16 protein-coding genes are annotated in these 20195 nt (G+C 64.3%); 7 read left to right on the top strand and 9 right to left on the bottom strand.

Annotation, left to right across the window (positions count from 1 at the left end; translation table 11 throughout):
- The first annotated feature begins 164 nt into the window (after positions 1-164).
- The 3 genes from QRM57_RS07605 to QRM57_RS07595 are packed head-to-tail and all read left to right on the top strand — an operon-like array spanning position 165 to position 5226.
- Positions 165-1253 carry an AAA family ATPase gene (locus QRM57_RS07605; protein WP_284986138.1) on the top strand — a complete coding sequence of 363 codons (1089 nt, stop codon included), beginning with the start codon at positions 165-167 and terminating at the stop codon, positions 1251-1253.
- 11 nt (positions 1254-1264) lie between these two features.
- Positions 1265-2734: a DUF58 domain-containing protein gene (locus tag QRM57_RS07600; protein ID WP_284986137.1), complete on the top strand. Its 1470-nt coding sequence runs from the start codon at positions 1265-1267 to the stop codon at positions 2732-2734.
- Complete coding sequence (locus QRM57_RS07595; protein WP_284986136.1) at positions 2731-5226, top strand: transglutaminase TgpA family protein; 2496 nt, start codon at positions 2731-2733, stop codon at positions 5224-5226. The genes QRM57_RS07600 and QRM57_RS07595 overlap by 4 nt, the downstream gene beginning before the upstream one ends.
- Before the next feature lie 129 nt (positions 5227-5355).
- On the opposite strand, the gene QRM57_RS07590 is transcribed toward QRM57_RS07595, so the two are convergent.
- Both QRM57_RS07590 and rsmI read right to left on the bottom strand, forming a co-directional pair.
- Positions 5356-6837, bottom strand: coding sequence for an NAD-dependent succinate-semialdehyde dehydrogenase (locus QRM57_RS07590; RefSeq protein WP_211713185.1), 1482 nt, complete (start codon positions 6835-6837; stop codon positions 5356-5358).
- A 160-nt stretch (positions 6838-6997) separates the two neighbouring features.
- Positions 6998-7879 (bottom strand): 16S rRNA (cytidine(1402)-2'-O)-methyltransferase, encoded by an 882-nt coding sequence (gene rsmI / locus QRM57_RS07585; RefSeq protein WP_257369016.1) that lies wholly within the window; start codon positions 7877-7879, stop codon positions 6998-7000.
- Between the two features lie 128 nt (positions 7880-8007).
- Between rsmI and QRM57_RS07580 the strand changes: the two genes are divergently transcribed.
- The 3 genes from QRM57_RS07580 (at position 8008) to QRM57_RS07570 (ending at position 12310) form a co-directional block, all read left to right on the top strand.
- On the top strand, positions 8008-9840 hold the full coding sequence (locus tag QRM57_RS07580; RefSeq protein ID WP_284986135.1) for a dolichyl-phosphate-mannose--protein mannosyltransferase: 1833 nt from the start codon (positions 8008-8010) through the stop codon (positions 9838-9840).
- Positions 9841-9850: 10 nt separating this feature from the next.
- Positions 9851-11680 carry an AMP-dependent synthetase/ligase gene (locus QRM57_RS07575; protein ID WP_284986134.1) on the top strand — a complete coding sequence of 610 codons (1830 nt, stop codon included), beginning with the start codon at positions 9851-9853 and terminating at the stop codon, positions 11678-11680.
- Positions 11681-11839: 159 nt separating this feature from the next.
- Positions 11840-12310 carry a hypothetical protein gene (locus tag QRM57_RS07570; protein ID WP_257368640.1) on the top strand — a complete coding sequence of 157 codons (471 nt, stop codon included), beginning with the start codon at positions 11840-11842 and terminating at the stop codon, positions 12308-12310.
- Between the two features lie 18 nt (positions 12311-12328).
- On the opposite strand, the gene QRM57_RS07565 is transcribed toward QRM57_RS07570, so the two are convergent.
- Both QRM57_RS07565 and QRM57_RS07560 read right to left on the bottom strand, forming a co-directional pair.
- Positions 12329-13519 (bottom strand): TIGR01906 family membrane protein, encoded by a 1191-nt coding sequence (locus tag QRM57_RS07565; RefSeq protein WP_284986133.1) that lies wholly within the window; start codon positions 13517-13519, stop codon positions 12329-12331.
- A gap of 142 nt (positions 13520-13661) precedes the next feature.
- Positions 13662-14654 carry a stage II sporulation protein M gene (locus QRM57_RS07560; RefSeq protein ID WP_284986132.1) on the bottom strand — a complete coding sequence of 331 codons (993 nt, stop codon included), beginning with the start codon at positions 14652-14654 and terminating at the stop codon, positions 13662-13664.
- Between the two features lie 93 nt (positions 14655-14747).
- On the opposite strand from QRM57_RS07560, the gene QRM57_RS07555 reads away from it, so the two are divergent.
- On the top strand, positions 14748-15551 hold the full coding sequence (locus QRM57_RS07555; protein WP_284986131.1) for an RDD family protein: 804 nt from the start codon (positions 14748-14750) through the stop codon (positions 15549-15551).
- A 41-nt stretch (positions 15552-15592) separates the two neighbouring features.
- On the opposite strand, the gene QRM57_RS07550 is transcribed toward QRM57_RS07555, so the two are convergent.
- From QRM57_RS07550 to QRM57_RS07530, 5 genes are all read right to left on the bottom strand, one after another.
- Positions 15593-16417 carry a pentapeptide repeat-containing protein gene (locus tag QRM57_RS07550; protein WP_284986130.1) on the bottom strand — a complete coding sequence of 275 codons (825 nt, stop codon included), beginning with the start codon at positions 16415-16417 and terminating at the stop codon, positions 15593-15595.
- Positions 16418-16602: 185 nt separating this feature from the next.
- Positions 16603-17823 carry a L,D-transpeptidase gene (locus QRM57_RS07545; protein WP_257368648.1) on the bottom strand — a complete coding sequence of 407 codons (1221 nt, stop codon included), beginning with the start codon at positions 17821-17823 and terminating at the stop codon, positions 16603-16605.
- A 116-nt stretch (positions 17824-17939) separates the two neighbouring features.
- A complete protein-coding gene (ahcY, locus tag QRM57_RS07540; RefSeq protein ID WP_284986129.1) occupies positions 17940-19418 on the bottom strand; it encodes an adenosylhomocysteinase in 1479 nt (492 codons plus the stop codon).
- Between the two features lie 43 nt (positions 19419-19461).
- Positions 19462-19680, bottom strand: coding sequence for a Trm112 family protein (locus tag QRM57_RS07535; protein WP_257368651.1), 219 nt, complete (start codon positions 19678-19680; stop codon positions 19462-19464).
- 129 nt (positions 19681-19809) lie between these two features.
- Positions 19810-20187, bottom strand: a complete 378-nt coding sequence (locus tag QRM57_RS07530) for a DUF3499 domain-containing protein (protein WP_284986128.1) — start codon at positions 20185-20187, stop codon at positions 19810-19812.
- Positions 20188-20195: the final 8 nt, after the last annotated feature.

Raw genomic sequence — 20195 nt, 5'->3', positions numbered from 1 at the left:
CTTAATCGGACCGCGGTCCTTGGAACGGAGGAGATAAATTCCACTTGGCACATAAATTCCGGAAGCACTCTGTCAGCGACGGCCAAACTCTGGGTAGTCTGGAACGGAAAGGCGGCCAGCACCAGCGGGTTTGCTGTTGTGTGGCCACGGCTGAAGGGCAATCCATGGAGTCCAAGCGACAAGTCACTGTTGAACCCTCGCCCCTCCATGACCAGGCCTACAGTGAACGTCCCCACGATGGCGCTGCCCTGAACGGACACAAGCCGCAGGTCATGGACTCTGAACGGTTCCACGACGCAAGTGAACGCATCCTGGCCTCCATCGGCCAGGTCATCGACGGGAAAGCGGACGCGGCCAAGCTGGCACTGACTGTCCTGCTCGCCCAAGGACACCTTCTTCTGGAGGACGTGCCGGGCGTAGGAAAGACACTCTTGGCGAAGACATTGGCCAGGACCGTGGACTGTACGGTCTCACGCATCCAGTTCACCCCTGACCTCCTGCCCTCGGACGTCACGGGCGTGTCCATCTATAACCAGTCCTCACGGCAATTCGAGTTCCGGCCGGGTGCCGTTTTCGCGAACATCGTGATCGGCGATGAAATCAACCGCGCCTCCGCCAAGACCCAGTCAGCCCTGCTGGAGTGCATGGAGGAGCACCAGGTGACAGTGGACGGCCGCTCCTACCAGCTGGGTCTTCCCTTCATGGTGGTGGCGACGCAGAACCCTATCGAGATGGAAGGCACCTACCCCCTGCCTGAGGCCCAACGCGACCGGTTCATGGCCCGGATCTCCATGGGTTATCCGGACAAGGATGCCGAAATCGAGATGCTTGAGACGCACCAGGCATCCTCGCCGCTGGTCAACGTGACCCCTGTGGTGACGGCCAACGAGGTTGCTGCCATGATTGCTGCCGTCCAGCAGGTCTATGTGTCCACGGCCATCAAGGAATACACGGTTGCCATCGGCCGGGCTACCCGCGACAGCGCCCGCCTTCGCCTGGGTGCAAGCCCCCGCTCCCTGTTGCAGCTGTTGCGTGCCGCCAAAGCCACAGCAGCCCTCGATGGACGTGACTTCGTCCTCCCCGACGACGTGTTGGATGTGGCCGAGTCGGTGCTGGCACACCGGATCATCCTGGACCGCAAGGCAGCGAGTTCCGGCGACACACCGCAAAGCATCCTCCGTGGCATCCTCGCTTCCCTGCCGGTGGCACAGGAAACGCCCGGCCAGGGCCGCAGGGACCGGCACACCGCTTAGGAGGCGGGCATATGGCACTCGTGGATCGGCTTCCCAAGCACTTGTTCACCAATCGCGGATGGGGACTGCTGGCTGCGGGCGCCCTGGCACTCGGTTGTGCGTACGTCATGGGCAGGCGCGACCTGCTGACCTTGGCGGTCCTCCTCCTTATCCTGCCGTTGGTCTCGCTGGCAGGCGTCCGGGTGCTCAAGCCGAAGTTCCAGGTGTATCGGGAGTTCAATCCCTCCACAGTGGAAACAGCCAACACCACCACGGTTCGCCTGGCCGTTGCCCGGTCCACGTACACCAGCGGCCACGTAATCATGGAAGAGCAGCTTCCGCCCCGGTTCGGCGAACCTCCCGCTTTTCGTTTCCCGGCCCGGTCGGCTTCCGGCGGCACCAGCCGCTATGAATACCATTTGCGGTCGGGCAAGCGGGGCCAGTTCCGGATCGGTCCGGTCACCGCTGAGTTCAGCGACCCTTTCGGCCTGTCGTTGCGCCGCCATTCCATTGACGACGGCGACGTCCTCACGGTGACGCCGGCCGCCGTCGAACTTCCCGCTACGGGCTTGGCGGGGGCGCGCGGCAACGACGGCGTAACTGCGACACGGATCCGGGCCAACCCCAGCGACGACGACATCATGACCCGCGAGTACCGGCACGGGGACCCGATGCGCCGCGTCCACTGGGCTGCCACCGCCCGCCATGGCCAACTCATGGTTCGGCAGGAGGAGTCCGTCACCACACCGGAAGCCACCCTGATCCTGGACCAGCGGTTCACCGCGTTTTCGGGCGGCCCTGGCTCCGGGTTCGGAGCCCACGACGACGACTCGGACCTGGTGACCAGCCCCAGCTTTGAGTGGATGGTCACCGCTGCCATGTCCATCGCCGGGCACCTGGCGGAGCGGAACTATTCCCTGCGGGTCCTGGATTCCTTTGGCGGCCCGGCCTTCCTCCGTTCCCGTTCGGCGCCGGAGCCGGACACGGAGGAGTTCGCAGGTGTTGGCGGCTTGCATGCGGTCGCGGAGGGGCTGGCCGCCATAGAGCTCAGTGGCCCCAGGCACGTCCGGGGCGACCACCATCGGATGGAGCATTCCCGCGCGGACCAGCGGAGCCAGGGCAACCACGGTCCTGACCACCGCGAGTCCGGTGCCAGCGCAGCAGAGGACTCCGTGTTCGATGACCGGCTGATGGACAAGCTCGCGGCACACCGCCTGCGGGGCCCGTTGTTGGCCTTGGTCGGGACCATGACCGCCGCCGAGGCACGGGCCCTCGCCCCGGCCGCAGCCTACGGTGCGAATGCTTTCGCCTTGGTCATGACCGACTCTTCACGCAGCAACGACGACGTGCTGGAAATCCTGCGGCAAGCCGGCTGGCGGGTCGCCGCCGTAACGTCCCGGACGTCCCTGGTCGCAGCATGGTCCTCCTTCGATGAGGGCGGCATCGTCGCGGCTGCAGGCGCAGCCATGGACGTGCGGCGTGGGGCGGCGGTGCCCCGATGACTGCCACTTCGCACCGCTCACCCGAACCCGCGACCCAACCCGGCGGAACACCCGGTCAGGACCAGCCCAGGAGGACCCAGCCACGGCGGCCTGGGCCTGGGTTGTATCCGTGGGTCATGGCCGGATCCATCGCGGTGGCAGTCCTTGGAGCCGCGTTGTCCTTGAACGGTGTGCTGAGGGGCTGGGCCTGGTTCATGCCGCTCATCACCACCGTCGCGGTGGTTTCGCTTGCCCTGGCCGGGCTGCGGGCCCTCGGCGCCCGGCCCATCCTGGCCACCCTCGGCTCCTTGGCGAGCCTCACGGGGGTGCTGAGCTTCATTTTCTGCCGCCAGGACAGCCTGGCTGGTTTCATCCCTACCCCCGGTACGTTGACCGCCGTCGGGCGCCTCATCAAGCGCGCCGGCGAGACTGTAGTCTCCGAGAGCGCTCCGGTGGCGCCCAACGCGGGCATCGTCTTTGTGATGTGTGCCTGCCTTGGCCTTCTGGTGATCCTGGTGGATGCGCTGGCTGTTCCGCTGGCCATGCCGGCTGCCAGCGGAATTGGGCTGATTGCCATCATGGTGGTTCCGGCCACCATCAAGCCCCAGAGCGTGGGCATGCCAGGGTTCCTCGGCGCGGCAGTGGGATATCTCCTCATCCTCGGTTGCAGCCATTGGTTCGCCCCCGACGCCCGGTTCCAGACAGGGACGGGGCGCGGTTCCGGCCAGTTTCGCCGATCCGTTGTCACGGGCGGGCTGGCGCTCGCTTTGGCCATGGTGGTCCCGCTGGCCATTCCCGGCTTCGAGACGGGTACGTTCCCGCAGGGATCGAGGCTAAGTCCGTGGGGCACTTCCAACGGCCTGAACCCCATGATCACGTTGGGCAACAGCCTCCGCAGCCCCATTGGTTCGGGTCGGATAACGTATGCCACAAGTTCCGGCTCCGCACTGTATCTGCGTTCGGTCACCATTGACCATTTCGACGGCGAGACCTGGGCGCCGGATGACCGGGCAGCGCAAAGACGGGCCGGTGCCGACAGGATCGAGACCGGCTACTCGGTCCAGGGCGAAGTCGTAAACGCCGTGACCTCAGTGAACGCGGGCCTGTTCACCAGCCCCTACCTCCCTGTGCCCTTCGCGCCGGCGTCAGTGAACGGGCTCAACGGAAACTGGACCTGGGATCCGCAGACCCTCAGCATCATGAGCTCGGAGACAACCACCCGCGCCCAGCGCTACGTCGTTTTCTCTGCCGCACCCAAGGTCACGGCGAAAGCTTTGGCCCAGGCTGCGCCCACACCCAAGGGGATCTCCGATGACTTCCTGCGGATTCCCAACGGCCTGCCGGAGATCGTCCGGCAGACCGCAGATGCGGTGACACGCCCTGCGGCGAATAATTACGCCAAGGCATTGGCCATCCAGAAATACCTGCGCTCCGGTGAGTTCACCTACTCGCTGCAGGCCCCCGTCCAAAACGGCTACGACGGAAACGGCCTCTCGGTGCTGGCTGACTTCCTTGCCGTGAAGAGCGGATACTGCGTGCACTTCGCATCTGCCATGGCCGTGATGGCGCGGGCTGAGGGCATCCCAAGCCGGATCGCCGTAGGCTACGCGCCCGGCCGCCTCACCGGCGAGTCAGTTGCGCTGGTGGGCCAAGGGTCGTTCCCGGAGTACGAAGTTGATGCCCGGGACGCACACGCCTGGCCGGAACTGTACTTTGAGGGCCTTGGCTGGGTTCCTTTCGAACCCACGCCGTCGCGGGGCGTCGTCCCGGAGTACGCCTCGGAGAGCTCCACCGCGGGGAACCTCAGCACCAACGCGGATGAAAAAGACGTCCCCACCACGCAGGCCCCACCGGCAACCGCTCCTGTGCCCCTGCCCGGCGTTGACACGCCGGCAACGACGACAGCCAGCGCCAACCCGTACCCCGCCATGGTTGCCATCGCTGCCGGGGTCCTGCTGCTGATCGGCTTCCTGTGCTCGCCCCGGCTGAGCAGGTCCCTGCTTCGCCGGCGGCGCCTCAACCGGAAGGCTGCCGAGGAGTCCCCCGTCGTTCCGCCGGGTGCTCTTGATACAGCACCGCAGCTGGCATGGGATGAACTGCAGGACCTCGCCACTGACTATGGGGTGGAGTCAACGCCCAGCGAGACGCCAAGGCACTTCTCCGCCAAGCTCCGCTCGAGTCCCGCTTTGGGCGAGGTTGGCGGGATGGACGACGCCGCGCACGCAGCGGTTGCCTCGCTCACCTCGGACTTCGAACGGCAGCGCTATGGTCGCCCCGCAGAGGCCGCCCCGGCAGCGGCGACGCGCATCGCCGTCGTCCGTGAATCGCTGCGGAACAACGCTACCTGGTTGGTGCGCTTTCGCGCGGACTGGCTGCCGCCGTCGATGATGCGCCGCTGGGTCCACGCCCTGGGTGCGCCGTTCCGGGCTGTTGGGGCGCTGGGAAAGCGGCTCGGGTGGACGGTGGCCCGGTGGTGGCGGGCGCTCCGGGGGCTGCTGCCCGAGCGCCGCTGACGCGCCCGGCCACACTGTTGCCCGTTCGACAGCAAAGAGCCCGACGCCGGAACTTGTGGTTCCGGGGCCGGGCCCCTGCCTGTGTCTGCCGTTCTTGTTGCGAGAGCGGCAGACCGGATCCTGTGCAGCCTAGTCGGCGTAAGGGTCCGCGATACCTACGTACTGGGTGTAGAGGTACTCTTCGATGCCTTCGGAGCCACCTTCGCGGCCCAGGCCGGACTGCTTGACGCCACCGAACGGAGCAGCGGCGTTGGAGATGACACCGGCGTTCAGGCCAAGCATGCCGGTTTCAAGGCGTTCGCTGATCCGCAGGCCACGGTTGAGGTCCTTGGTGAAGACGTAGGCAACCAGCCCGTATTCGGTGTTGTTGGCCAGGCGAACCGCGTCATCCTCAGTGGAGAACGTGATGATCGGGGCAACCGGCCCGAAGATCTCTTCACGCAGGATACGGGCGTCCTCGGCCACGTTCTTCAGCACGGTGGGCTGGTAGAAGTAGCCGGGACCGTCAACTGCGGCACCACCGGTGACTGCCTCAGCGCCGCCTTCTACTGCTTCGGTCACCAGCGCGTGCACGCCGTCGCGGGCCTTGCCGTCAATCAGCGGACCGACTTTGGACTCTGCTTCGGTGCCGCGGGCCGTGGTCAATGCGCCGATCCGGGCTGCGAACTTCTCTGCGAAGGAGTCGGCGATGGACTCGTGCACAATGAAGCGGTTGGCTGCGGTGCATGCCTCGCCCATGTTGCGCATCTTCGCGGCGATGGCGCCCTCTACGGCCTTGTCCAGGTCAGCGTCCTCGAAGACGACGAACGGGGCGTTGCCGCCAAGTTCCATGGACGTGCGCAGGACCTTGTCCGCGGCTTCGCGGATCAGTGCCTGGCCGACCGGCGTGGAACCGGTGAAGGAGATCTTGCGGAGACGGTCGTCCTTGATCAGCGGGCCGGTAACAGCGCCGGCCGTGGAGGTCTGGATGACGTTCAGGACGCCGGCCGGAAGGCCCGCTTCCTGCATGACCTGGGCGAACAGCAGGCTGGTCAACGGGGTGAGGTTGGCAGGCTTGAGGACCATGGTGCAGCCAGCGGCGACGGCCGGGGCTACCTTGCGGGTGGCCATGGCCAGCGGGAAGTTCCACGGGGTGATCAGCAGGCAGGGACCAACCGGCTTCTTCTGCACGAGCAGGCGGTTCTTGCCATCCGGTGCTGCGGAGTAGCGGCCGGAGACGCGGACCGCTTCCTCGGAGAACCAGCGCAGGAACTCTGCGCCGTAGGTCACTTCGCCGCGGGCTTCGGCCAGGGGCTTGCCCATTTCCAGGGTCATCAGGAGTGCGAAGTCTTCTGCACGCTCGGTGACGAGCTCGAAGGCACGGCGCAGGATCTCGCCGCGTTCGCGTGGGGCGGTGCGGGCCCAATCAGCCTGGGCGGCAGCTGCGGCGTCGAGGGCCGCGGCGCCGTCTTCAGCACCGGCGTCGGAGATGCTGAGCAGGACCTTGCCCGTAGCGGGGTCCTCAACATCAAAGGTCTTACCGGATCCTGCCGGGCGCCACTGACCGTTGATCAGCAGGCCGGTGGGAACGGAAGCCAGCAGTTCGCTTTCGCGTTCAACCGTGACAGTCATGGCGACTCCTTCGTCTTGGGTGCTTTGGAGTGTTGCACCACTAGGGTTCCTTGCCAGAAGTGGCTTGAATTACTGCCACGGTACTGCCCAGCCGGAAGGAGTGTCTACGCCTTCGCGCACTGCCAAGCGGGCGCCTATTTGTGCAGCTGCACAGCGTCGATCAGCGGGCTGCCAGGACCGCCGAGTACAGTTCCCGTTTGCTGACGCGGGCGTCCTCTGCCACCGCTGCCACGGCTTCCTTCAGGCGGATACCCTGGGAAATCAGCTCGTTGACAGCTGCAACGTGGTCCTCGGGCTTGCCGGGTTCCTGTTCAGGCGCACCACCGACAACCACGGCAATTTCACCGCGGACCTCGTTGTTTTCAGCCCATTCGAGGAGTTCACGGAGGCTACCGCGGATGACTTCCTCGTACGTCTTGGTCAGTTCACGGCAGACAGCGGCGCGACGGTCGGCACCGAAGCGCTCATGCAACGCCCGGAGCATCACTTCGAGCCGGTGCGGCGCCTCGAAGAAGACCATGGTGCGGCGTTCGTCGGCGAGGTCGACCAGGCGGGAGTTCCGCTCACCGGACTTGCGCGGCAGGAACCCTTCGAAGCAGAAACGGTCCGTGGGCAGGCCGGAGAGGGCCAGTGCCGTAAGCACGGCGGAGGGGCCGGGAACCGCGGTGACAGTCAGTCCGGCCGCGACCGCTCCTTCAACCAGGCGGAAGCCAGGATCCGAAACCGCAGGCATGCCGGCGTCGCTGACCATGAGGATGGTCTTGCCTGCACGCACGTGGTCCAGCAGTTCGCCGGTCTTGGCCACCTCGTTGTGTTCGTGATAGCTGATGACCCGGCCGGTAACCTCCACGCCCAGTGCCGTAACCAGCCGGTGCAGGCGCCGGGTGTCCTCCGCTGCCACGATGTCCGAAGTCCCAAGGAGCTCAATGAGGCGGGTCGATGCGTCGCCAACATTCCCGATCGGGGTCGCCGCCAGTACGATCCTGCCAACACCCGGGGTTCCGCTGGATGGTGGACTCTCCAAAAGGGGCGCCCCGTCCATATCTTCTTCGCCGAAAGGAGCCAGGTCCGGGGTGTTGCGTTCTTCGTCCACCTGCCAAGCCTAATGCCGCACGGCCCTCCGCGCCGCACCTCAACGCTGGCATAAGGATCGAAAGGTAGCATGGGCGGGTGAACCAGTCGCCCGTTCCTGCCACAGCTTCCGGCACTCCCGAGGCGTCTTCCGCGACCGCCGAAACAGTCGGCCCCGAGGCCCTCGGTGACCCTCAGCAGTCCGGCTCGGCGGGCAACGCCGGAACTCCAGGCCCTGACGGGTTGGCGTCGGCCTCGACAAACCCAGCCTCGCCAACCCCAAGCGCTCCCCTGCCTGGCCGCGGCTTGGAGCGCCACCGGTGGATAGCCCGGCCCGCGGAGGCGTTCACCGCCACCTCGCTGCGCGCCCGTCTCATCGGCGAGGTGCAGAGCTGGCGCGACTACCCGGCGTCGTTGCGTTTGTGGTTCTGGCTGATCCCCACCATCACCGCGGTACTGGGCGGAATCCTGCGCTTCTTCCGCCTCGGCGAGCCACACAGCCTGGTTTTCGACGAAACGTATTACGTCAAAGACGCTTACTCCTACTTGATGAGCGGCTACGAGCGGAGCTGGCCGGCCCAGGCCAACGACTCATTCAACGCCGGCAACCCAAACGTCCTGCTCAACACGCCCGAATATGTTGTCCACCCACCGGTGGGCAAATGGATGATCGCGTTCGGGATGTGGCTGTTCGGCGGCGACAATCCTTTCGGCTGGCGTTTCAGCGCAGCACTGACGGGCACGCTGACGGTGTTCCTTGTCTCGCTCATAGCGTTGAAGCTCTTCCGCTCCCACACCCTGGGCGTTGTTGCCGGGCTCCTTCTTGCGATCGACGGCCACCACCTGGTTCTCTCCCGGACCTCACTCCTTGACATCTTCCTGGCGTTCTGGATTCTCGCCGCTTTCGGCGCCCTGTTGCTGGACCGCGACGACGGCCGACGCCGGCTTGCTGCCCGGCTCGCCGCGCAGGCGGCTGCTTCGCCGGGGCGTATGCCCACCCCCAGCCAACTCGTCGCTGGCCCATGGTTGGGAATGCGCTGGTGGCGGCTCGTCGCCGGCCTGTGCCTTGGCCTGGCGGTGGGCACCAAATGGTCAGCGCTCTTCTTCGTTGCCGCGTTCGGCCTGATGACAGTCCTTTGGGACATGAGCGCGCGCCGTGTCGCCGGCATCCGCAGTTGGTTCAGCGCCGGCATCATCAGGGACGGCCTGCCTGCGTTCGTCACCATCATCCCCGTCGCTGCCCTCACCTACGTGGCCACATGGACAGGTTGGTTCCTCTCCAAGGACGCCTACTACCGCCAGTGGGCAGCCACCAATCCGGCCCCCGGCTGGGATTGGTTGCCAAACTCTGTGCGGTCCCTGGCGCACTACCACCTGGAAGCGTTCAAATTCCACCAAGGCCTCAGTGCCGACCACCCGTATGAGTCGAGCCCGTGGACATGGCTGGTCATGGGACGGCCTACGTCGTTCTACTACCAGTCCCCCAAGCAGGGCACGGCGGGCTGCGTCGTGGAAACCTGTTCCTCGGCTATCCTCCCGGTGGGGAACCCGGTGGTCTGGTGGGGTGGAACCATCGCGTTGGTCATCCTGTTGTTATGGTGGGCCGGGCGCCGGGACTGGCGTGCGGGAGCAATCCTTGCCGGTGTTGCAGCTGGCTATCTGCCGTGGTTCATGTACCCCGAGCGCACCATGTTCATCTTCTATGCGGTGTCCTTCGAGCCGTTCCTGGTCCTGGCCTTGGCCTATGTGCTTGGTTTGGTTCTGGGGCGCAGCAGCGACCCTCCATGGCGGAGGCGATCAGGGCTTTACGTTGTGGGTTTGGTGTTGGTGCTGGCAGTTCTTGCAACCGCGTTCTTCTACCCGGTGCTGACTGCCGAGGTGATCAGCTACCAGGAGTGGCGGATGAGAATGTGGATGCCGTCGTGGATTTAGGAGGCAAGAAGTGAGGGAAGCAAGCACGGATCTTCTGGTGGAGGTCGATCCCGACACCAACGTGACGGACCTCCTCCTTGAACGCTGTGCCAAGGATCCCTTCGGCATCCTCTACGCCCATAACACCCCCAACGGCTGGTTGAACGTGTCGGCAGCCAGGTTCCTCGCCGACGTCACGGCCTTGGCCAAGGGGCTGATTGCCGGCGGCCTGAACCCTGGCGACCCTGTGGCGGTACTGTCGCGGTCAAGCTTCGAGTGGACCCTGGTGGACTTTGCCATTTGGATGGCCGGTGGAGTGACCGTGCCCATCTACGAGACGTCCTCTGCCAGCCAGATTGAGTGGATACTGGCCGATTCCGGGGCACGCCGGATCTTCGTGGAGGACGCGGGCAAAGCCAGTCTCGTCCACGATGTGGTGGACAAATCTCCGTCGCTGGGAGACGACCCCGTCACCATTGTGCGGATGGAGCACGACGGCGACGCCCCCAACCTGACCAGCGTGTCCGCCGTCGGCGTCGGAATCATGGACTCCGAGCTGGAGCGGCAGCGCAGCGCCGCGACGCTCGCCGACGTCGCCTCCATCGTTTACACCTCCGGCACCACGGGCAAGCCGAAAGGCTGCGAAATCACGCACGGCAACTTTGTCCTGGTGGCGCGCAACGTCATTCCTTTCCTGCCCGAATTGCTGATGCAGCAGGACGCCCGGACGTTGATGTTCCTGCCACTGGCGCATGTTCTCGCACGTGCTGTCCAGGTGGTGTGCCTCACGGCGGGCATCACCCTGGGGCACAGCGCCGGCGCCAGCGGGCTCATGGCCGACCTCGGAACGTTCAAGCCAACGTTCCTGCTGGCAGTCCCCCGCATCTTCGAGAAGGTCTACGCCGGCGCCGGACACAAAGCTGCCATGAGCGGTAAGTCCGCGCTCTTCGCCGCAGCCTCGGCAACCGCTGTTGAATATTCGACGGCGGTCGACCTCGCCGCGCGCGGCAAGGGGCCAGGCCCCGGTTGGCTCCTGAACCTCAAGCACAGTACCTTCGACAAGCTCCTGTACCCGAAGGTCCGTGAGGTCTTCGGCGGCCAGGTGGGTTACACCGTATCTGGCGCCAGTCCCCTGAGCCTGCGTGAGAACCACTTCTTCCATGGCGCGGGGGTCCCCGTGCTGGAAGGCTACGGCCTGACCGAGACCACGGCACCTTGCACGGTCAATACGCCCAGCATGACAAGAATCGGCACAGTGGGGATCCCCTTGCCCGGGACCACCGTGAGGGTGGCCCCGGACGGCGAAATCCTGGTCAAGGGAATCGGCGTGTTCAAGGGTTATCACGGCAATCCGGCCGCCACCGCCGAGGCTTTCGTCGATGGATTCTTCCGGACGGGCGATCTCGGCGAATTGGACGAGGACGGCTTCCTGACCATCACGGGACGGAAAAAGGACCTCTTGGTCACGGCCGGCGGGAAGAACGTGGCTCCGGCTCCCTTGGAGGAGAAGCTCCGCGAACACCCATTGGTGGGCCAAGCGGTGGTAGTGGGCGACGGCAGGCCGTTTGTCGCAGCACTGGTAAGCCTGGATCCTGAAGGGCTCGCCGACTGGTGTGCCGTAAACAAGGTGTCCCTCTCCGTCGAGGAAGCGGCCGGGGACAGCCGGGTGCAGGCCGCGGTTCAGTCCGCAGTGGACGAGGCTAACAAGCTCGTCTCCGAAGCCGAGTCCATCCGGAAGTTTGCCTTCATCACTGCTGACCTCAGCGTCGAGTCCGGGCACCTGACGCCGTCGCTGAAGCTCAAGCGGGCCGCCGTCGTCAGCGACTTCGCGCCCATCGTGGAGAAGCTCTACGGAAAGTAGCTCCGGCACCTAGGCAGGCTCAAACCACCACCTAGTTGCACCGTTCTACCACCTAATTCGGCCGTATTTGCCACCTAATTGAGCCATTGACAATCTAAGGGCTCCTCCTCCCCTCATAACGTTGGCCCCACGAACCAGACGTTTAAGGGGGGGGGATTAATGGCAGTTCCATCAACAGGACCGAGACAGGCGCTCTACTACTCCCGCGCGCGGGCAACATTGTTGCCCCGATCCATCGGGTTCACGATCATCGCATTCGGGGTGCTCTTCATAGCGCTTTCACTGACTCAACGGCGCCTCGATTTTCTACTTCTGCCGTTGATCGCCTTTCCGTTGGGCTCTTTCGTCGGATTCATGACGGCGACCGTGAAAGTGGACGAACACAGCGTGGTCATCGCGTTCTGCGACATCTTCAAACGGACACTGCGTCGCGACGAAATCGCAACGGTGACCACGGACAATGCAGCTGGTCCAAGCGGCTACGGGGTCCGGTACATGGGACCTGGCGCGGTCGGCTACCTCGTGGGAGGTCCGGAGATCAATATCCAGATGAAAAGCGGCAAGACCGTCATCGCCAGCACGAACCGCCCTGAACAACTCATTCGTATTCTGACCGAAGCAGAGAGCTAGTGCCCGCTTAGCGGTCCCTTAGCGGCGGGACTCCGCCTCAGCATCGTGTACTCCGGCTGAGCCAGAGTCCTCATCGGTTTCCGGCATCGACGCGTCAGCCTCGACGCCCTGACGGCCAGCGATGCCCGCGCGACGCCGCTTTGTCGGCCACGTGAAGATGAACGTCAGCGTCGCCACCAGGAACACCAGGGCACCGATGACGATCCCGGCATCCACCCAGAACTGTCCCGGGAAGAGTCGGATGAGGGTGTCATCCAGGGAGAACGTCCACGTCCCGTTGGCGAAGAAGATCCTGTGGAACTCGGTAAAGAACTGCTGCCAGCTCAACGCGGCCAGGACAGCGAGGCCGATGATGATGACCAAGGTGACGATGGATCCCGCGAACAGGCCGCGGCGGATTCCGCCGTTGCTTCGCTTACGCAGGTACAGGATGCCGATGATGCTGAGGATGATCAGCAACAGACCAGCCGCGAAAGAAGTCAGGATGACCACTTTCACATCGGCCATGTGTGCCACTTCGCTGTCCTTGAACAGCTTGGTCCCGTCCTGGTTCATCAAGCCGCCCAGGTACCGCGGACCGGCCCAGTTGCTGAGGTAGTCCACCGCGTACGACCCGAAGGTCATGCGGTCATCGGTGCTGAAACCGTAGCCATCGCCGGGGAAACCGGGACGGTTGTACTCCACCCAGAGGAACAGCGGGCTGGTGACCGCCCTGACAGCGAGCACCAGGAGGATCACGGGGTAGAACACCGCCAACAGCACCTGGAAGATCCGGGGACCCACCGGCTTGACCTTCGCCGCCTGCTCGCGTTCGGCATTGCGCCGGGCTACTTCGTCTTCAGGCGGTCGGACCTGAAGGGCCGACGTCGGCAAAGGCTCCGAATAGTGCGACGGTTCCTTATCCGCTGAAGTACTTGCAAGTGTGTCTGCGAAAAGCGGCGGTTCCGGCTCGGCGTCGGCCGCTTCAGCGGCTTTCCGATCGGCGCGGGTTTCCGGCTGTGCGGTGCTTTCTGAAGCCGTGGGAGTCGCGCCCGTCGTAGTTGCCGGCGCGGGCTGGGCAGCCTTGGGAGTGGGGGCAGCCGCGGGTTCGGGGGTCACTGCCGAAGCACCGGAGGACGTCTTTGGCTTCATCCAGTCGAACGCCGGTTCGTTGGGGTCCTCAGGGACGTCCGTGTCAGGCTCTTGTGGTTTTGGGCTCTTGTCGCTCACAGCGGGTTCACTTCCGTAGGCATGCACCGGCGGCGGTTGGGGACTGCCGGCTCTCTTGTCTGCATTCGAGCCTACCGCCCGCCATGACGCAGACACGCGGAGCCACCCCGCCTGCGACCAGATCGCAACGCAACCGTAAGGTCTATGCCGCGATACTCCGGTAGCCGGCGTCGTGGGCGTCCAGGTCTCCAGTCACACCGGACCGGACCGCCTTCCGGCCCAAAACCAGGGTGTAGGTCCAGTAAGCAGCCAGCACGAACGCGCCGATGCCGATTTTGGCCCACACCGGCAGTTGGCTCGGCGTTACAAAACCTTCAACGATGCCGGATACCAACAGGACCAGCACCAGGCCCAGGGCAACAGTGATCAGGGAGCGGCCCTCATCGGCGACCGCCTGCAGCCGCGTCCGCGGACCGGGCCTCACCATGGCCCAAAAGATCTTCAGCCCCGCCGCGCAGGCAATGAAAACGGCGGTGAGTTCCATGAGCCCATGCGGGAGGATGTAACTGAAAAAGATGTCCAACTTCCCCGTCGCCAGGAAAAGCCCAGCCGCGATGCCCACGCCCTGCGCATTCATGAAAAGGATGAACGGAACCCAGAAACCCGTTACTCCGAATGCCACTGCCTGGGCGGAAATCCAGGCGTTGTTGGTCCACACCGCGCCGGCGAACGACGCCGCGGGATTTTCCGAGTAGTAGTCAATGAAGTCTTCCTCGACGTACTGCTTCACTTTCGCGTCGCTTGCCACAGCCCTCAACGCTTCCGGGGAGGTGCCGATCCAGAGCGCATACGCCCCTGCAACCAGCACGAAGGCCACCCCGCACCACACTGTCAACCAACGGATCCGGTAGAAGGCGGCCGGGAGGGAAATGACGAAAAAGCGCGCCAGGTCTTCCATGAAATTCGAGCGGGCGCCGGTAAACCTGGTGCGGGCCTGCGCCAATGCGGCAGAAAGGGACGCTGACAACCCGGACTCAGGCGCCACGGACCGGATCAGTGACAGGTGCGCAGACACGGTTTGGTACAGACGAAGCAATTCGTCCGCCTCAGCCCCCGTAATCCGGCGTTTATGCGCCAGGAAGTGAAGCCGCGACCATTTGTCCCCATGCACGGCCGAGAAGGCATCTATGTCCACGCCACCACCCTAGCGCCCTTATCCGCCCACCGGGCCTGAACCGCCGCTAGACTCATTGGTGCGGGCACGCCGCCCGCAGCATGGGGGGCGATCTTGAGTTCCATCATTACTGGTGAGGCAGTTGTCCTTGAGCTGCGCCCGGCGTCCTTCGCCTCCCGAGCGCTGGGGCTCATCCTGGACGTCATCTCACAGGTGGTCCTCGCTATCCTCCTCATCATCCTGGTCTCCGCCGCCGCCAGGGACCTCGACGAAGCTGCCGTCCGGGCCCTGATCCTCAGCAGCGTGATCTTCTCAGTCATCGTTGTACCCGTCACCGTCGAAACGCTCACCCGTGGGCGGTCCTTGGGAAAGCTCGCAGCGGGACTACGCATAGTGCGCGACGACGGCGGCGCCATCCGGTTCCGGCACGCCCTCATCCGTGGGCTCCTCGGCTTCCTGGAGATCTACCTGACCTTCGGGGGCCTCGCCATCTTCGTGGCCCTGTTCAACGAGAAATCCAAACGCCTCGGGGACATCGTCGCCGGCACCTACTCGCTCCGGCAACGTGTCAGCTCGAAGCCGCGCATCATGCCCGTCGCCCCGTCCTACCTGCAGGCATGGATCGCCATGGCAGACATCGGCAGGGTGCCCGACGCCACGGCACGCCGTGCCGGAACCTTCGTACAGCAGGCATACCTCATGGCACCTGCATCACGCATCAACATGGCCGCGTCCCTGGCATCCGAACTCGCCCGGTACGTAGCCCCGCCACCGCCCGCCGGGACCATCCCCGAGGATTACATCGGCGCGGTCCTTGGCGAGCGGCGCAACCGGGAACTGGCACGCCTCCGGCAGGCCGAAATACGGAACCGCGCTACCGGCGAAAGGCTCCGCAAGCTGCCTTTTACCAGCAGCTAACCGGCCCGGACGGTGCCCGGGGCCGGTGAGCCGCGTCCTGCTTAGACCCAGTGTTCGGGTCTTGAAAGCCGTATTGGTAAGCGTGTGTCAGAACTGCCCTCAGCGGCATTCACTTGCGGCTGGGTCACGTAAAGAGCACGCGAAAGGTCCGCAGCCTGAAGTTGAGCTCCGCGAAGGTCGGCGCCCAACAAGTCCACCGCGGCCAAGTCACTCCCCCTCAGGTCGGCCCCAATCAAATAGGAGCCACGGAGGTCCGCCCCACAAAGACGCCGGTTGGCCAGTACCGCACCCATGAGGTCGGCACCCGGGCGCAGGCCGCCGTCGAGCGTTTCAGTTCCTTCGGCACCATAAGCACCGCGGACTTCCCCGCTGACCTCCATCAGGAGGTTCCGCACCTCGCCATGGAGGAGTCCGACGTCGGCACCCAGTACCGTCGTCGCGTCGCCTCCGGCGATGATGGCAATGCGGCTGGACAGGAGCCCCGCTTCGTCGGCAAGTTCAGGGTCGAAAGTCCGCAACCCGGCTTCCTCCAGATACCAGAGCATCTCGTGGAGTTGCTTGACTGTTTTGAATACGGCAAACATCGAGTGCCTGGACGACGGATCGTCGGCCCAGCTGACACCCCCAAAGGTGTGCTGGGAGACGGCTTGGCCCGCACCGAAACAATCAAACACGGTGCATCCTCGGAAGCCACGGGGACGCAGGCGTTGATGGATGGTGCAGGAGAAGTCGCCGGCAAGGTTGGGGCAGGGCGCAGCCGCGGGCTTGTCGATGGCGAAATCCGCCGAGCGGGCGAAGCCAAGGGCGGTACAGCAAAGCGCGAAACAACTGCCGCAATCAGGGCGAAGGGTTGGTGAAATAGTCACATGTGCTCCAAAGGGAAAAGGGATCCGGTGGGAAAGGCCGGGGAACCCGTTTACGGGTTCCCCTCAGGGACTCCCGGAATCACCACAAAGGGCAGCACAAAATGGAGGACCAACACTGGGTGGGCGCCTGAGGAATGGGTCAAAGCATGCAGGAAATAATCACTGACTTGATCCTACAACCGGAACTATCGCTGGGCGTAGCTGGCCCACGGGATGTTCCAGTCCCCGAAGCCTTCCAGGGGCTCCACGGCAGGTGCCCCGGTGTTCAGGATCTGGACAACATCTCCGGTCTTCATGTTGTTGAAGAACCAGGCGGCATCATCCGGCAACAAACCCACGCAGCCATGGGAGACGTTCACGCGACCTATGGCGCCCCAAGCAGGTTCAAGGGCTTGGTGTACGTACACTCCGGACCAGGTGAGGCGGTTGGCGTAGTCCACCACCATGGGCGCGTAGTAGCCCTTGTCCCCGGGCTTCAGGCCGATGCTGCCGGCGTTGAAGTTGGATTTGCGTTCCTGTTCCAGGATGACGGCGTACCCCGTGGGCGACAACCAATCTTCGCCTCCCAGGGAGACCGGCGCTGTGTGCACCAACTGGCCATCCGAATAGACATTCATGGTCTTGGTGGTGTCGTCCACCACGGCGACGCGCTGGGGCCCCGTGGTGAACGTGGACACGACATTCCCGTTGCCGATCATCTTGTTGCCGAAATCCACGCCAAGGAGCTTCATGTCGACGGTGACGGTGCTGCCCGAGGCCCAGAAAGCCTCAGGACGGATCCGCACTTTCTTGTCGGAGTACCAGTGCCACGCGACAGGTTGGCCGGAGGACACTGTGATGGCAACCCGCTTCTCCATGGCTGCCTTATCGAGGACGGGCTCGCTGAAGTTGATTTCGATCGGCTGGCCGGAGCCGGCCGTTGAACCGTTGCGCGGGTAAATGGAGGCGTCGGCCTCGTATGCCGCGGAAACTGTGGTGAAGGTTTGGTTCTTCTTGGTTTCCTTGCCCGCAGTATCCACCACGGTGAAGGAATAGGAGTACTGGGTCTTGAACTTCAGCACCTCAAGCGTGGTCCAGGTACTGCCGTCCGGGCTGGTCTTCCCCTGCACAGGCGCACCGCCGCCAACCGGCGTCAGCACCACGTCCTTGACCTTGCCGTTGACCGCCTTGATCTGCGGCCCAACCACGGGGTTCCATTCCACCGCACCGTCAAGGGGCGTGATACCCAGCTCAACGGGCTTGGCTTCAACCGTGGGAGTGGGTGAGGCCGCGGAGCCGGCATTTTGGCTGGATCCAGCCAGCAGGCCTGGAACGGTAGCCACGCCAATCCCGCCCACGGCGATGGCCGCGCAGATCCCCACAATGGCAAGGATCTTGCCCGTTTTGCGTTTGGCGACTTCCGTCATGGTTCCTGTCTTCCTGTCCCCCGGCAAGCAATACTGAACACCCAATTCTAGCCGAAAGGCCGGCCACGCTGGACGCGTGCCGGCCTTTCAACAGCGAATCTGTGATCCACCACCGCTTAGTAGCGGTAGTGCTCCGGCTTGTAAGGACCGGCAACGTCCAGGTCGAGGTAGTCGGCCTGCTCCTTGCTCAGCTCGGTCAGTTCAACGCCCAGGGCGTCCAGGTGGAGCCGTGCGACTTTCTCGTCCAGGATCTTGGGGAGGACGTAGACCTGCTTCTGGTATTCGCGCGCCCCTGCCGGCTGGTCCCTCTTGGTCCACAGTTCAATCTGGGCGATTGTCTGGTTGGCGAAGGAGTTGCTCATCACGAACGACGGGTGGCCGGTGGCGTTGCCCAGGTTCAGCAGGCGGCCTTCGGACAGGACGATGATGGAGCGCTCAGTGTGGGTCCCGGCGTCGAAGACCCACTCGTGGACCTGCGGCTTGATCTCGACCTTTTTCACACCCGGAATCTTCGCAAGGCCCGCAATGTCGATCTCGTTGTCGAAGTGGCCGATGTTGCCCACAATGGCCTTGTTCTTCATGCCCAGCATGTGCTCGGCCAGGATCACGTCCTTGTTGCCCGTGGTGGTGATGAAGATGTCACCCTGCGCGAGTACCGATTCCAGCTTGGCCACCTGGTAGCCGTCCATGGCTGCCTGCAGGGCACAGATGGGGTCGATCTCCGTGACGATGACCCGCGAACCCTGTCCGCGCAGCGCCTCGGCGGCACCCTTGCCGACGTCGCCATATCCACAGACGACGGCGACCTTACCGCCCATGAGGACGTCGGTGGCACGGTTGATTCCGTCCGGGAGGGAGTGGCGGATGCCGTACTTGTTGTCGAACTTGCTCTTGGTGACGGAGTCGTTGACGTTGATGGCCGGGAACAAGAGTTTGCCCTGCTCGGCCAACTGGTAGAGGCGGTGCACGCCGGTGGTTGTTTCCTCGGTGACGCCCTCGATCCGGGCGGCCAGGCGGGTCCACTTCTGCGGGTCGGTTTCGAGGGTCCTGCGGAGGAGGTCGAGGATCAGGACGTACTCCTCGGGGTCAGTCTCCGCAGCGGTCGGGACTGCGCCCGCTGCTTCGAATTCGACGCCCTTGTGCAGCAGCAGCGTTGCGTCGCCGCCGTCGTCGAGGATCATGTTGGGACCCAACTCCGGGTTGGTTTCCGCGCCGGGCCAGGTAAGGATCTGCTCGGCAGTCCACCAGTATTCCTCGAGCGTTTCGCCCTTCCACGCGAAGACCGGGACACCCTGCGGGTCTTCCGGCGTGCCTTTACCGACGACGACGGCGGCGGCTGCTTCGTCCTGGGTGGAGAAGATGTTGCAGGAAGCCCATCGAACCTCGGCGCCCAAGGCTGTGAGGGTCTCAATGAGCACGGCCGTCTGCACGGTCATGTGCAACGACCCTGCGATGCGTGCGCCCTTCAGCGGCTGGGAAGCACCGAATTCCTCCCGAAGAGACATAAGCCCGGGCATTTCGTGCTCGGCGAGGCGGATCTGGTGGCGACCTGCCTCCGCAAGGGTGATGTCGGCCACTTTGAAATCAAAAGTCATGGAAATCCTTTGGGTACCGTGCGGGTTTGGTGAAAAGAGGGTGTTACGCCTTGGAATCGTGCTGGCCGGACGTCGCTGCGTGGGCAGCGGCCAACAATTCCGGCGGCAGGAGAAGCGGAATGCCGTCCTCGATCGAGTAGCGGAGCTTTTCGCCGTCCGCCGCGGCGACGGAGGCAACCAACTCGTCGCCCTCCTGGACCAGCGGTGAACCCGTCACGGGACAGCGCAGGATGGACAACAGTTCAGGACTGACCTTTGGCATGAATGATGCTCCCTGGGTGGCGCCGCCCGGCGCCGCTGGCTGGTTAATCTGCAGATTCCAGACTACCGCGCACGTTCGCGCCGTTTGGAGCACCGCGACGATTTGCGACCCCTGCCTTGGGGTACCCGATCAGGACGGTTCGCGAAGGATCCGCAGGTGACCGCGTCGTGTGCCTTCGGTACCGGCCCGCGGTTCCATGTGCGCATGGTTGTGGCGTACCGGCGCCTCCGGGGCTGCGGAGGCCGCCTCGCGGACGGCGTTGGCGAGTGCGAGCAAATCGTCGGGCCCGGGCTGGGGCGGAGTGGTGGGCATCGCCAGCCGAAGCACTTCCCATCCCCGCGGCACGGTCAGGCTTTCGGCGTGCTGCGAACACAGGTCATAGGCATGGGGTTCCGCATAAGTGGCGAGAGGACCCAGGACCGCTGTCGAATCCGCGTAGACGTACGTCAAAGTAGCCACCGCGGACTGGCGGCAGGCCGACCTGGAACATTGACGAATAGCACCCACAACATCCC

This window comes from Arthrobacter sp. fls2-241-R2A-172, assembly GCF_030208885.1.
GTDB lineage: Bacteria > Actinomycetota > Actinomycetes > Actinomycetales > Micrococcaceae > Arthrobacter.
This window is presented reverse-complemented; position numbering and strand designations above follow the sequence as displayed.